The 12,601-nt window shown below is 69.7% G+C and carries 14 protein-coding genes and 5 tRNA genes; 1 reads left to right on the top strand and 18 read right to left on the bottom strand.

Going from position 1 to position 12,601, the window contains the following annotated elements:
• Positions 1-76: 76 nt before the first annotated feature.
• The 16 genes from rplJ to dnaK form a co-directional block, all read right to left on the bottom strand.
• A complete protein-coding gene (rplJ, locus tag ACOQFB_RS09870) occupies positions 77-601 on the bottom strand; it encodes a 50S ribosomal protein L10 (protein WP_059438154.1) in 525 nt (174 codons plus the stop codon).
• Between the two features lie 270 nt (positions 602-871).
• Entirely contained in the window at positions 872-1,576 is a 705-nt protein-coding gene (gene rplA, locus ACOQFB_RS09865; RefSeq protein WP_059438153.1) for a 50S ribosomal protein L1, read from the bottom strand.
• A gap of 16 nt (positions 1,577-1,592) precedes the next feature.
• A complete protein-coding gene (rplK, locus tag ACOQFB_RS09860; RefSeq protein WP_059438152.1) occupies positions 1,593-2,039 on the bottom strand; it encodes a 50S ribosomal protein L11 in 447 nt (148 codons plus the stop codon).
• Between the two features lie 86 nt (positions 2,040-2,125).
• Complete coding sequence (nusG, locus tag ACOQFB_RS09855; protein WP_059438151.1) at positions 2,126-2,665, bottom strand: transcription termination/antitermination protein NusG; 540 nt, start codon at positions 2,663-2,665, stop codon at positions 2,126-2,128.
• 110 nt (positions 2,666-2,775) lie between these two features.
• Positions 2,776-3,168, bottom strand: a complete 393-nt coding sequence (gene secE / locus ACOQFB_RS09850; protein WP_421610982.1) for a preprotein translocase subunit SecE — start codon at positions 3,166-3,168, stop codon at positions 2,776-2,778.
• Between the two features lie 63 nt (positions 3,169-3,231).
• Positions 3,232-3,307, bottom strand: a tRNA-Trp gene (locus tag ACOQFB_RS09845).
• Positions 3,308-3,322: 15 nt separating this feature from the next.
• Entirely contained in the window at positions 3,323-3,481 is a 159-nt protein-coding gene (rpmG, locus tag ACOQFB_RS09840; RefSeq protein WP_011420641.1) for a 50S ribosomal protein L33, read from the bottom strand.
• Between the two features lie 15 nt (positions 3,482-3,496).
• Positions 3,497-4,687 carry an elongation factor Tu gene (tuf, locus tag ACOQFB_RS09835; RefSeq protein ID WP_494492550.1) on the bottom strand — a complete coding sequence of 397 codons (1,191 nt, stop codon included), beginning with the start codon at positions 4,685-4,687 and terminating at the stop codon, positions 3,497-3,499.
• 65 nt (positions 4,688-4,752) lie between these two features.
• Positions 4,753-4,825: transfer RNA gene (locus tag ACOQFB_RS09830), tRNA-Thr, on the bottom strand.
• Between the two features lie 22 nt (positions 4,826-4,847).
• Positions 4,848-4,923, bottom strand: a tRNA-Gly gene (locus ACOQFB_RS09825).
• 63 nt (positions 4,924-4,986) lie between these two features.
• Positions 4,987-5,069: transfer RNA gene (locus tag ACOQFB_RS09820), tRNA-Tyr, on the bottom strand.
• Positions 5,070-5,115: 46 nt separating this feature from the next.
• Positions 5,116-5,188, bottom strand: a tRNA-Thr gene (locus ACOQFB_RS09815).
• 104 nt (positions 5,189-5,292) lie between these two features.
• Positions 5,293-6,063: a 23S rRNA (guanosine(2251)-2'-O)-methyltransferase RlmB gene (gene rlmB / locus ACOQFB_RS09810; protein WP_059439631.1), complete on the bottom strand. Its 771-nt coding sequence runs from the start codon at positions 6,061-6,063 to the stop codon at positions 5,293-5,295.
• Positions 6,064-6,068: 5 nt separating this feature from the next.
• The gene (locus tag ACOQFB_RS09805) at positions 6,069-6,494 is read right to left on the bottom strand and encodes a hypothetical protein (RefSeq protein WP_421610932.1); all 426 of its coding nucleotides are present in this window, start codon (positions 6,492-6,494) and stop codon (positions 6,069-6,071) included.
• Positions 6,495-6,536: 42 nt separating this feature from the next.
• Positions 6,537-7,478 (bottom strand): ATP-grasp domain-containing protein, encoded by a 942-nt coding sequence (locus ACOQFB_RS09800; RefSeq protein ID WP_059437765.1) that lies wholly within the window; start codon positions 7,476-7,478, stop codon positions 6,537-6,539.
• Positions 7,479-7,598: 120 nt separating this feature from the next.
• On the bottom strand, positions 7,599-9,497 hold the full coding sequence (dnaK, locus tag ACOQFB_RS09795; protein WP_059437766.1) for a molecular chaperone DnaK: 1,899 nt from the start codon (positions 9,495-9,497) through the stop codon (positions 7,599-7,601).
• Positions 9,498-9,776: 279 nt separating this feature from the next.
• Here dnaK and ACOQFB_RS09790 point away from each other — a divergent pair, with 279 nt between their 5' ends.
• On the top strand, positions 9,777-10,856 hold the full coding sequence (locus ACOQFB_RS09790; RefSeq protein WP_059437767.1) for a diacylglycerol/lipid kinase family protein: 1,080 nt from the start codon (positions 9,777-9,779) through the stop codon (positions 10,854-10,856).
• A gap of 7 nt (positions 10,857-10,863) precedes the next feature.
• Here ACOQFB_RS09790 and ACOQFB_RS09785 read toward each other — a convergent pair whose 3' ends face one another.
• Positions 10,864-11,151, bottom strand: a complete 288-nt coding sequence (locus tag ACOQFB_RS09785) for a DUF493 domain-containing protein (RefSeq protein ID WP_059437768.1) — start codon at positions 11,149-11,151, stop codon at positions 10,864-10,866.
• 45 nt (positions 11,152-11,196) lie between these two features.
• Positions 11,197-12,519 (bottom strand): PhoH family protein, encoded by a 1,323-nt coding sequence (locus ACOQFB_RS09780; RefSeq protein ID WP_059437769.1) that lies wholly within the window; start codon positions 12,517-12,519, stop codon positions 11,197-11,199.
• Positions 12,520-12,601 lie beyond the last annotated feature (82 nt).

Here is a 12,601-nt window from a genome sequence, read left to right as displayed (position 1 = left end):
TCTCCGCTGGACCGTCCCTGACGGCCCGATGCGTCTCTTTGGCCCGCGCACCGCGCGCGGGCGGTTCACGTACCGTTTAACCCTGCTTCTCGAGCTGCTCGCGGCGCGCGCCGACCACCCGGGCCAGCTGCTGGCCAGGGGTGCCGACGAGGCGCGCGAGCTTGGTCGCGGGCTGCGCGATCATGGCGGCGATCTGGCCGCGGAGCTCCTTCAGCCCCGGCAGCTTCGCGAGGGCCTGAACGCCCTTCGCGTCGATGATCTTGCCATCGACGATCGCGGTCCTGATGACGAAGTTCTCGCGGTCCTTCATGAAGTCCGCGAGGAGCTTCGCCGGGGTGACGACGTCGTCGTACGACATGACGAGGGCCGTCGGCCCCACGAACCGATCCGCCACCGGCTCCACCGGCGTGCCCTTGGCGGCGCGCGCGGCGAGGGTGTTCTTCACGATGCGGTAGTCGATCTTCGCGTCGCGGAGCTTCTTGCGAAGATCCGTGACCACCGCGACGTTCAGCCCCTTCGGCTCCGCGACGATGGCCGCCTTCGCCTTCGCCATCTTCTCGTGGAGCTCACCGATGACCTGCTCTTTTTCCGTCCGGTTCAAGTTGACTCACCACCTCTCCGGCCGGCCGGCGCGTCGCGCCGGGCTCGGCGTCGTTCGGGTCTCGGACCGGACGTCCGGTACGAAAACCCCCTGGCCAAGCAGGGGACGCTGCGGTGAATCGCAGTTCCCGTCTCGGCGGGTCGGATCCGCGAGGATCCGCTTGGCCGCTGTCCGCTCCGAACTGCGCTCGCACCGGAGCGGTGGCAGCGGGCCCGCTGTCTTGGACCAGAACCCCGGCGGCGAGATTGCCGCCGGGAACTCCTGAAGCGCTTACGCGTGCTGCGCGGCGAGCTCCGCCAGGTCCAGCTTGATGCCGGGGCCCATGGTGGTGCTCAGCGTGACGTTCTTGACGTACACGCCCTTCGCCGTCTGCGGCTTCGCCTTGTAGATGACCTCCATGATCGCGCTGAAGTTCGCCTTCAGCTTGTCCGGATCGAAGGAGGCCTTCCCGAACGGCACGTGCACGATGCCCGCCTTCTCGACGCGGAACTCGACCTTGCCGGCCTTCTGCTCCTTCACGGCGCGGGCGAGGTCCATCGTGACGGTGCCGACCTTCGGGTTCGGCATCAGGCCGCGGGGCCCGAGGATCTTACCGAGGCGGCCGACCACGCCCATCATGTCCGGGGTGGCGATGAGCTTGTCGAAGTCCATGAAGCCGCCCTGGATCTTCTCGGCCAGGTCCTCGGCGCCGACGATGTCCGCGCCGGCCTCCTGGGCCTCCTTGGCCTTGTCGCCCTTCGCGAACACCGCCAGGCGGACGGTCTTGCCCATGCCGTGCGGCAGCACGACGGCGCCGCGGACCACCTGGTCGGCGTGCTTCGGGTCCACGCCCAGGTTGATGGACGCGTCCACCGTCTCGTCGAACTTCTTGGTGGCGGTCTGCTTCACGAGGCTCATCGCCTCGTCGAGCTTGTAGCGCTTGGTGCGATCCACCTTCTCGGCGGCCGCCTTGTACTTCTTCGCAACGTGAGCCATGTGCGTGTCCTCCCGGCTAGCCGACGATCTCGATGCCCATGGACAGGGCGGTCCCCTCGACGGTCCGCATCGCGGCCTCCAGGGTGCCCGCCGTCATGTCCTGCATCTTGGTCTTCGCGATCTGCTCCACCTGCTTGCGCGTCACCTGCCCGACCTTCTCCTTGCCGGGCTTGTGCGCGCCGGAGCCCTTCTTCTTCTCCGTGTGGAGGCCGGCCGCCTTCTTGAGGAGGATCGCGGCGGGCGGGGTCTTCAGCTGGAAGGTGAAGGACCGGTCCTGGTACACCGTGATGATGACCGGGATGATGAGGGCTTCCTTCGCCTGAGCCTGCGTCGCCGCGTTGAACTGCTTGCAGAACTCCATGATGTTGACGCCGTGCTGGCCGAGCGCCGGGCCCACGGGCGGGGCCGGGTTCGCCTTTCCGGCGGGGAGCTGCAGCTTGATCTGTCCCGTGACCTTCTTCATCGTTGCTCCTCGCGTGGTGCAAGCGAGCTCATCGCTCTCCCACGCCGTCGTTCCCCCCGCGGCGGACGCCGCGGGCCCTGCAAAGGCTAGGTCTTCTCCACCTGCATGAAGTCGAGCTCGACCGGCGTGGCGCGGCCGAAGATCGAGACCAGCACCCGGAGCTTGCCCTTGTCCGGCTTGACCTCCTCGACGGTGCCGTTGAAGTTCGAGAACGGGCCGTCGGTCACGCGGACCGAGTCGCCCTCCTCGAACTGCACCTTGGGCTTCGGCTTGAGCGAGCCCTCGGAGATCTGCGTGGTGAGGCGCTGCACCTCGAGGTCCGACACCGCCGGGACCTGGTCCGGCGTCTTGGCGTTGCCCACGAACCCGGTGACCTTCGGCGTCCCCTTCACGAGGTGCCAGGTCTGCAGGTTCATCTCCATGTTCACCAGGATGTAGCCGGGGAAGAACTTCCGCTTGGAGGTCTTCTTCTCCCCCTTCACCATCTCCTGGACCACCTCCATCGGGATGAGCACCTCGCCGAACGACTCCTGCAGCGCGTGCTGCCGGATGCGCTCGTCGAGCGACTTCTTCACCTTGTTCTCGAACCCCGAGTAGGTGTGGACGACGTACCACTTCTTCGCCATGACCGCTCCGTTCCGTCGCCCGCGCGTCGATTCCAGAAAACGCCGATGGAGCCGTGCTGGCGGCCCCCAACCGCCGCGGCTCCGTCCCGGCCGCGAAGAACGCGGGGACCTCAGTAGATCTTCGAGCTCAGCCAGCTCCAGACGAGGTCGAAGAGACCGAGGATGACCGCCGCCACGGTGGACGCGACGATCACCGCCACGGTGGCGGCGCGCGTCTCGCGCATGGTCGGCCAGGTGACCCGCCGGAGCTCGAGCGCCACCTCCAGCGACACCTGCTGCGTCTTCGGGATCCGCCAGACCACCACCGCGGTCGCGATGGCGAGCGCGAAGCCCACCACCGTGGACAGCGTCCAGTCGCTGAACACCGCGAAGTCGTTGACGCCCGCGTACCCGAGCGCCAGCTCGAGGACCTTCTCCAGGAAGATCCCCAGCGCGATGGCCGCGAGCACGTAGAAGATCGCTACGACGCGCTTCGGCTGATCGACCCCGCCGACGTTGTCCATGACCCTCGACCTTCGGCTTCTGGAGGGCGGGGCCGCCCGCAGACGGCCCCGCCCCGTTCTGTCTGGCAGGCCAGGAGGGATTCGAACCCCCAACCCGCGGTTTTGGAGACCGCTGCTCTACCGTTCGAGCTACTGGCCTAGGTACCGCTCGCGGCTACTTCGTCTCCTTGTGCTCCACGTGCTTGCGGCAGCGCGGGCAGTACTTGGAGAGCGTGAGCTTGTCCTGCGTCTTCTTCTTGTTCTTGGTGGTCGTGTAGTTCCGCTCTTTGCAGGTCTTGCACTCGAGCGTGATGATGCTGCGATTGCCGGCCATGACGTCCTTCTTTCCTTACTGGATGACCTCGGCGACCACGCCCGCGCCGACCGTGCGGCCGCCCTCGCGGATGGCGAAGCGGAGCTCCTTCTCCATCGCGATGGGGGTGATCAGCTCCACCTCCATCCCGATGTTGTCGCCCGGCATCACCATCTCGACTCCCTGCGGCAGCTGCACCGACCCCGTCACGTCCGTCGTCCGGAAGTAGAACTGCGGCCGGTAGCCGTTGAAGAACGGGGTGTGACGGCCACCCTCCTCCTTCGTCAGCACGTACACCTCGGCCTTGAACTTCGTGTGCGGCGTGATCGACCCCGGCTTCGCCAGCACCTGCCCGCGCTCGACCTCCTCGCGCTTCAGGCCGCGCAGCAGCGCCCCGATGTTGTCGCCCGCACGCCCCTCGTCCAGCAGCTTGCGGAACATCTCGACGCCGGTCACCACCGTCTTCGCCGTCGCCTTCAGCCCGACGACCTCGACCTCCTCGCCGACCTTGATGATCCCGCGCTCCACGCGCCCCGTCGCCACCGTCCCGCGGCCCGAGATCGAGAACACGTCCTCGACCGGCATCAGGAACGGCTTGTCCGTCGCGCGCTGCGGCGTCGGGATGTAGGCGTCCACCGCCTCCATCAGCTTGAAGATCGCCTGCTCTCCCAGCTCGCCCTTGTCGCCCTCGAGCGCCTTCAGCGCAGACCCCTTCACGATCGGGATCTCGTTGCCCGGGAAGTCGTACTCGCTCAGCAGCTCCCGGACCTCCAGCTCCACCAGGTCCAGCAGCTCCTTGTCGTCCACCATGTCCACCTTGTTCAGGAAGACCACGATGTACGGCACGCCCACCTGGCGGGCCAGCAGGATGTGCTCGCGCGTCTGCGGCATCGGACCGTCCGCCGCCGACACCACCAGGATCGCGCCGTCCATCTGCGCCGCCCCGGTGATCATGTTCTTCACGTAGTCCGCGTGGCCCGGGCAGTCGACGTGCGCGTAGTGCCGCTTCTCCGTCTGGTACTCCACGTGCGCCGTCGCGATCGTGATCCCGCGCTCCCGCTCCTCCGGCGCCTTGTCGATCTGGTCGTACGCCAGGAACTGCGCCCCGCCCTTCTGCGCCAGCACCTTCGTGATCGCCGCCGTCAGCGTCGTCTTGCCGTGGTCCACGTGCCCGATCGTCCCGACGTTCACGTGCGGCTTGCTGCGCTCGAACTTCTCCTTGGCCATTGGGTACGCTCCCTGCTGTTGGCGCGTGCGCCGGATGACTCGGCTACCGCGACGGAGTGACTGAGAGCCCTCGTCCAGGATTGAACTGGAGACCTCGTCCTTACCAAGGACGCGCTCTACCGACTGAGCTACGAGGGCAATTCCTTTGATCCGACCTCACTGGAGCGGGAAACGGGATTCGAACCCGCGACATTCAGCTTGGAAGGCTGACGCTCTACCAACTGAGCTATTCCCGCAAGTTTTCCCGAACCTCTTCTTCGCTTCTCGCCCAGCGGGCCGCTGCTACCGGTGCTGCTCAGTGGAGGGGGGTGGATTCGAACCACCGAAGGCGTAAGCCGGCAGATTTACAGTCTGCTCCCTTTGGCCGCTCGGGAACCCCTCCTGATGTCTTCACCTCGATGACGCTGCGTGAACCCCACGGCGCGCTGAGCTGGCGGTGGGATTCGAACCCGCGACCTGCTGCTTACAAGGCAGCTGCTCTACCAGCTGAGCTACGCCAGCAAAATCCTTCCCGAATCCACGACCGCCATCCCTCGGGCACGGCTCGGGCGAACCACCGCCGTCCGTTGTGGAGCGCGGTCTTTAAAATGAGTGGCCCCATCTTGTCAAGGACGCATTTCGACCGCTGATTTCGACGGCGCGCCCGCGCGCTGCCGCGCGGCCTCGTACAGGGCGACCGCGGCCGACGCGGACACCGACAAGCTGTCGAGATCACCCGACATGGGGATCCGCGCGGAGAGGTCGCAGGTGCGGCGCACCAGCGGCCGCAGCCCCTCCCCCTCGCTGCCCAGGACGAGCGCGGTCGGCCCCTTCAGATCGACCTCGCCGAGGGGGCGCTCGCCGTCCGCCGCGAACGCCACCGACCAGATGCCCGCCTCCTTCAGGCGCTCGAGCGTCTTCGCCACGTTGGTGACGCGCGCCACCGGGCAGCGCTCCACCGCGCCGGCCGAGGCCTTGGCCACCGCCGGCGTGACGCCCACCGCGCGGTCGCGCGGGATGACGACGCCGTGCGCGCCGAGCGCGTGGGCCGAACGGATGATGGCCCCGAGGTTGTGCGGGTCCTCGACGCCGTCGAGCACCACCAGGAGCGGCGGGCGCCCGCCGGCCTGCGCGCGCGCGAGCAGCTCCTCGAGCTCCGCGTAGCGGAAGTCGGCCACTACCGCGACGATGCCCTGGTGCCGGTCGGTGCCGGCCAGCCGGTCGAGCTTGGCGCGGGGCGCCGCGCGCACCTTGGCGCCCGCCCCTCGCCCGAGCCGCTCCAGCTCCGCGAACGCCGCGCCGCGCGTGCCGCCCTCGGCCAGCCACAGCTCGGCGACGTCGCCGCCCCCGGCGCGGAGCAGCTCGCGCACCGGGTTCACGCCGTAGACGACGCGCATCGCGCCTACTCGACCTTGACCGGGACCGACACGTCGCGCGCCTGCTTCACGCACCACTGGTCGGAGCAGATGAAGAAGTCCACCCTCGCCCGCGCCTCCTGGGCGCCGGCCTGGGCGGCGGTGAACGGCACCTCGAAGCGCGGCCCCTCGGCCTTCGGGTCCACCGCGTCCTTGTGGCCGAGCTTGTCCTTCGACAGCGTCAGCCCCGGCGTCGCCGAGAGGGTGATCTTGAGCGGCGCCTGCGGGTGCACGTGCGTGCCCGCCACCGGGACGATCGAGATCACCAGCTTGCCGGCCGCGCCGGCCTTCATCGAGCGCGTGGTGCCCTCGGTGTCGATCCGGTAGCTCTTCGCGGCGGCGTCGGCGGCCGCGTCGGCGCGCGACGCCAGGGGGGCGAGCAGGAGCGCGAGGGCGAGTGCGAGGGTGCGCATGGTCGGGCTCTATACCAGGGACGGCCGGGGCCGGCCACGCATTCAGGGCCGCGCCGCCGCGGCCGCGCCGTCGCGGCGGCGCCGCCCCGCGCCCGCCGGGGCGCGCCCCCGGCGCACCAGCGCCATGGCGCGCTCCACGATCCGCCCCGCGGCGTCCACGCCGCACGCGCTCTCCGCCTCGCGGATGGACGGCGAGGAGTTCACCTCGAACACCCGCGGCGTGCCCTTCACGTCGAGCATGTCCACCGCGCAGACCTCGAGCTGGAGCACCCGGGCGGCCTGCGCGGCGGCCCGCGCGTACGCGGGCGGCAGGCTCACCTGCTCGAACTGCGCGCCGCGCCGCAGGTTGCGCGAGAAGCGCCCGACCGGCGGCCGGCGGCGCATCGCCGCGACGACCTCGCCGCCCACCACCAGCGCGCGCAGGTCCCGCCCCTTCGCGCCCTTCAGGTACTGCTGCACCACGATGTTCTGCCCGAGGCCCAGGATCGCCTCCAGGGCCGCCTCCAGCGACTGGAGCGTCTCGCAGATCATCACGCCCGACTTCTCGCTGGTGGAGAGCAGCTTCACGAGCACCGGGACGCCGCCCACCAGCCGCGCCATGTCCTTCAGCCCGGAGGGGTCGCTCGCCATGACGGTGCGCGGCACCGGCACGCCGGCGGCCGAGAGCATCTGCAGGCTGCGCATCTTGTTGCGGCTGGCGGCGATGCCGTAGGCGCCGTTCAGCGCGGGGATGCCGAGCAGCTCGAGCTGGTTCACCACCGAGAGGCCGTACTGGTGGATGGACAGGCCGATCCGCGGCACGACCACGTCGGTGCGGGGGAAGCGCTTGCCGCGCCAGTAGGCCTGCGGCGCCTCGTCGAACAGCCCCATCTCCACCTCGAGCGGATCGACGACGCGCGCGCGGACCCCGCGGGCGCCCGCCGCCTCGACCAGGCGGCGCGTGGTGTAGATCTCGCTCGAGCGCGACAGGACCGTGAGGTGCACGGGCGCGAGATTAAGGCGGGGGCGCCCGAAAAGCGAGGCGCGCCGGGGCGCGGACGCCGGACGCACGACGGGCCGCCCGGCTGCGCCAGGCGGCCCGTCTCCGCGGGGCGGTGGCCCCCGCTAGACCTGCTTGAACTCCGCGTCCACCACGTTGTCCTTCGGCTTCTCCTCGGCCCCGGGGCCGCCCGGGGGCGGCGCGCCCTCGGCCGGACCGCCCGGCGCGGCGGTCTTGTAGAGCTCCTCGGCCGCCTTGTGGCTGGCCTTCTCCAGGCGCTCCATGGCCGCCTTCACCTCGGCCGCGGTGCCCTTCTCGCGGACCTTGTGGACCTCCTGCACCGCCTCCTCGATCTCCTTCACGGTGGCGGCCGCGAGCTTCTCCTTGTTCTCCTTGAGCAGCTTCTCCATCTGGTAGGCGAGGTTCTCCGCCCGGTTCCGCTGCTCCACCTCCTCGCGGCGCGCCTTGTCCTCGGCCTCGTGCGACTGGGCGTCGGCCACCATCTTCTCCACCTCGTCCTTCGCCAGGCCGGACGAGTGGCTGATGGTGATCTTCTGCTCCTTGCCGGTCCCCTTGTCCTTCGCGGACACGTTCAGGATGCCGTTCGCGTCGATGTCGAACGTGACCTCGATCTGCGGCATGCCGCGCGGCGCCGGCGGGATGCCCTCCAGGTGGAAGCGGCCCAGCGTGCGGTTGTCGCGCGCCATCTCGCGCTCGCCCTGCAGCACGTGGATCTCCACCGAGGTCTGGCTGTCGGACGCGGTGGAGAACGTCTCCGACCGCTTCGCCGGGATGGTGGTGTTCCGCTCGATGAGCCGGGTCATCACGCCGCCCAGCGTCTCGACGCCCAGCGAGAGCGGCGTCACGTCGAGCAGCAGGATGTCCTTCACCTCGCCGGAGAGCACGCCGGCCTGCACCGCCGCGCCCACCGCCACCACCTCGTCCGGGTTGACGGTCCGGTTCGGCTCCTTGCCGAAGAACCGCTTCACCGTCTCGACGATCTTCGGCATGCGGGTCTGGCCGCCGACCAGCACCACCTCGTCGATCTGCGACGGCTGGAGCTTGGCGTCGGCCAGGCAGCGCCGGGTCGGCTCGATCGACCGCTCGATCAGGGCCTCGACGAGCTGCTCGAGCTTGGCGCGCGAGAGCTTCACCGACAGGTGCTTCGGGCCGGTCTGGTCGGCGGTGAGGAACGGCAGGTTGATCTCGGTCTCCATCATCGAGGAGAGCTCGATCTTCGCCTTCTCCGCCGCCTCCTTCAGGCGCTGCAGCACCATCTTGTCCTTCGACACGTCGATGCCGGTGTCCTTCTTGAACTCGGCGATCAGCCAGTCGATGACCTGCTGGTCGATGTTGTCGCCGCCGAGGTGCGTGTCGCCGTTGGTGGCGAGCACCTCGACCACGTTCTCGCCCACCTCGAGGATCGAGATGTCGAACGTGCCGCCGCCGAAGTCGTAGACGGCGATCTTCTCGTTCTTCTTCTTGTCGAGGCCGTACGCGAGCGCGGCCGCGGTCGGCTCGTTGACGATGCGCCGGACGTTCAGGCCGGCGATCTCGCCCGCGTCCTTGGTCGCCTGGCGCTGCGAGTCGTTGAAGTAGGCCGGCACGGTGATGACCGCGTCGGTGACCTTCTCGCCGAGGTAGTTCTCGGCGGCGCGCTTCAGCTTGAGCAGCACCTGCGCGCTGATCTCCGGCGGCGAGTACTGCTTGCCGTCGATCTCGATGCGCGCGTCGCCGTTCGGGCCCTCGGCGACGTGGTACGGGACGCGCTTCATCTCGTCCTGCACCTCGCCGAAGCGCCGGCCCATGAAGCGCTTGATCGAGTAGACGGTCTTCTCGGGATTGGTGATGGCCTGGCGCTTGGCCACCTGCCCGACGAGCCGCTCCCCTTCCTTCGTATAGGCGACCACGCTCGGGGTGAGCCGGGAGCCCTCCTCGTTGGTGATGACGACGGGGTCCTTCCCCTCCATCACCGCAACCACGCTGTTCGTGGTGCCGAGGTCGATGCCGATGATCTTGGCCATGGTTCGAAAGTCCTCCTGGACGGGGGGCAACGTAAGTCCGCGGCGAACCCTGTCAAACGGCGCGCTCGCCCTCCCGGCCCCCCGGCCGGTGGGCGACGGCGCGCTGCGTAGCGCGCGACGCACTGCCACCCGGGCGACGCGTCCCCTGCTCCCCGCACAGGGCGCCGTGCAGGCGAATAAGTTGCCGTGACGCCACGGTTTTGCCCTGGTGACGCGCCGTGGCACCCTGCTTGCTCAGGAAACCCGGACATCCGCGTCACAGCCTCGCAAGGGAACTCCATGCTTCGAATGGTCGCCACCGCCGAGCGGTCCCACGGGTTCGAACAGCCGTTCGCCCCGCCGGGCGCCGACGTGGCCGTCCTCCTCAACGCGAACGCGAAGCAGGTGACGCCCGGCGTCCGCCGCGCGCTCTCCTCGGTGCTGCCGGACGAGCACCTCTTCGTGTCGCGCTGCGCCGACGAGGCCGCGGCCATCGCCGACGAGGTGGTGACCCGGCGCTACCGCACGGTGTTCACCGGCGGCGGCGACGGGACGTTCGTGTCCTGGGTGAACCGGATCCTGGAGAGCGCGGAGCGGCGCGCGGCCCGGCCTCCCTGCTTCGGCGTGCTCGCCCTCGGGACCGGCAACGCGGTGGCCGGCGTGGTGGGCGCGACCCCGCGGCGGCACGTCCAGGACCTGCTCCGCTTCGTGCGCGGCGAGGTCGGCCGCGTCCGCCGGCTCGACCTCGTCTCCTGCGGCGACCGCCTCACCCCGTTCGCCGGCGTCGGCATCGACGCCGCCGTGCTGAACGACTACATCTGGCTGAAGTCGCAGCTCGCCGGCACGCCGCTCCGGCGCCTGGGCCTGGGCGCGAGCGGCTACGGCCTCGCCATCGCGCTGCGCTCCGCGCCGCGCTGCCTGGTCGAGCGCCGCCCCACCTACTGCGAGATCGTGAACGTGGGCCGCCCGGCCTGGCGCCTCGACGGGCGCGGCAACCGCGTCGGCCGCCCCATCGCGCACGGCGAGCTGCTCTACGCCGGCCCCTGCATGATGGCCGCCGCGAGCACCGTGCCGTACTACGGCCTGGGCCTGCGCGCCTTCCCGTTCGCCGAGCAGGCCCCGGGCATGATGCAGGTCCGGGTGGCCACGAGCATCCCCATCCGCACGCTGCTCACCAGCGTGCCGAGCATCTGGGCGGGCCGCTTCGCGCACCGCGGGCTGCTCGACTTCCACGCCGACCGCGTGGCCATGCGCTTCGAGAAGCCGATGCCGCTGCAGATCGGCGGCGACGCCGAGGGCTGGCGCGACGAGCTGACGTTCGGGATGGCGCCGCGGCCGGTGGACCTGGTGGACTTCGGCACCCCCTGCGCCGCCGCCTGAGCGGCGGTCAGAGGTAGTAGACGACGCGCTCGTCCTGCCAGAGCAGCTGGTACACCGCGCGCCGCTGCGCCTCCGACTCCAGCCGCACCGCCACGCTCACCGAGTGGTACTTCCCGCCCGACGAGGCGCGGACGGTCACGTCGATCGCGGGGGCCTCGCCCACGCCGCGGGCCACCAGCCGCCGCGCGTGCTCGGCGAAGTCGTCGCCCGCGAGCCCCATCACCTTGAAGGTGTAGCGGAGCGGGTACTCGAGCGCCGGCGCGGCCGGCGGCGTGGGATCGGCCCGGTTCGTCATATCGCCCGAGGGATCTAGCGGCTGAGGCCGCGCGGCGCAGTCCCGCTACAGCAGGTTCGCAGCCAGCTCGGCCAGCGGGCTCCGCTCGCCCTTCTCCAGCGTGATGTGCCCGGCCAGCCGCTCGTGCATGAAGCGGTTCACCACGTGGATGAGGCCGTTGTTGGTCTGGTCCACGTAGGGATTGTCGATCTGGTACGGGTCGCCGGTGAGGACGATCTTGGTCCCGTCGCCGACGCGCGTGATGATGGTCTTCACCTCGTGCGGCGTCAGGTTCTGCGCCTCGTCCACGATGATGAACTGGTTGGGGATGGAGCGGCCGCGGATGTACGTGAGCGGCTCGATCTCGAGGATGCCCAGGTCGAGCAGCTCGTGGTAGCCGCGCCCGGCCTTCTTCTCCGAGCGCGACAGGTTCATGAGGTACTCGACGTTGTCGAAGATCGGCTGCATCCAGGGGTTCAGCTTCTCCTCCACCGAGCCCGGCAGGTAGCCGAGGTCGCGGCCCAGCGGGAAGATGGGCCGGGAGACCAGCATCTTCTGGTAGACGCCGTCCTCCATGGTCTTCTGCAGGCCGGCGGCGATGGCGAGCAGCGTCTTGCCGGTGCCGGCCTTCCCGACGATCGTGACCAGCCGCACCTCGTCGTTGAGGAGCAGGTCGAGCGCGAACGACTGCTCCTTGTTGCGCGGCCGGATCCCCCAGACGCCCTCCTTCGGCGTCTTGATGAGCGGCACGTAGGCCTGCTTCGCGGCGCTGTACTTCCCCACCGCCGAGTGCTGCGGGTTGGTGCGATCGCGCAGCACCACGAACGCGTTCGGCGGCGGCGGCTCGCGCCCCTCGTCGGCCGCCAGCGCGCCGCCCGCGTAGAACGCGTTCACGTCCTCCGGCGAGACGTCCAGCTCCGAGCTGCCGCTCCACAGCTCGTCCAGCACCACGCCCTCGACGTCGTAGTCCTCGGCGTGCAGCCCGAGCGCGTCGGCGCGGATGCGGAGGTTGGTGTCCTTGGTGACGAAGACGGTGGGGGTGCCCTGCTCGCGCTGCGCGAGCTCCAGGGCCACCGCCAGGATCTGGTCGTCGATGGTGTGCCCGTTCCCGACGCCGTGCGGGAGCTTGTGCTCCGCCACCAGCACCCGCAGGTGCCCGTGGGCGTCGCCGATGGGCACGCCCTCGCGCAGCTTGCCCCGGGAGCGGAACTCGTCGAGCGAGCGCGAGACCTGGCGCGCGTTGCGGCCGAGCGTCGAGAGGTCGCGCTTGAAGTTGTCGACCTCCTCGATGACGTAGATGGGGATGACGACGTCGTTGTCTCCGAAGCCGAAGATGCTGCGCGGGTCGTGGAGCAGGACGTTGGTGTCGAGGACGAAGTTCTTTTTCAAGCCTGGGCGGCTCCGGGCGAGGCCGCCCGGGGGACGGGCGGCGCGGACCGAAGTCTAGCAGGGCGCGGCGGGCGCCGGCCAC

The sequence above is a fragment of the Anaeromyxobacter sp. Red801 genome, assembly GCF_049201065.2.
Taxonomy (GTDB): Bacteria; Myxococcota; Myxococcia; order Myxococcales; family Anaeromyxobacteraceae; genus Anaeromyxobacter.
Note: the sequence above shows the minus strand (reverse complement) of the source record. Positions and strands in the feature narration are given on the sequence as shown.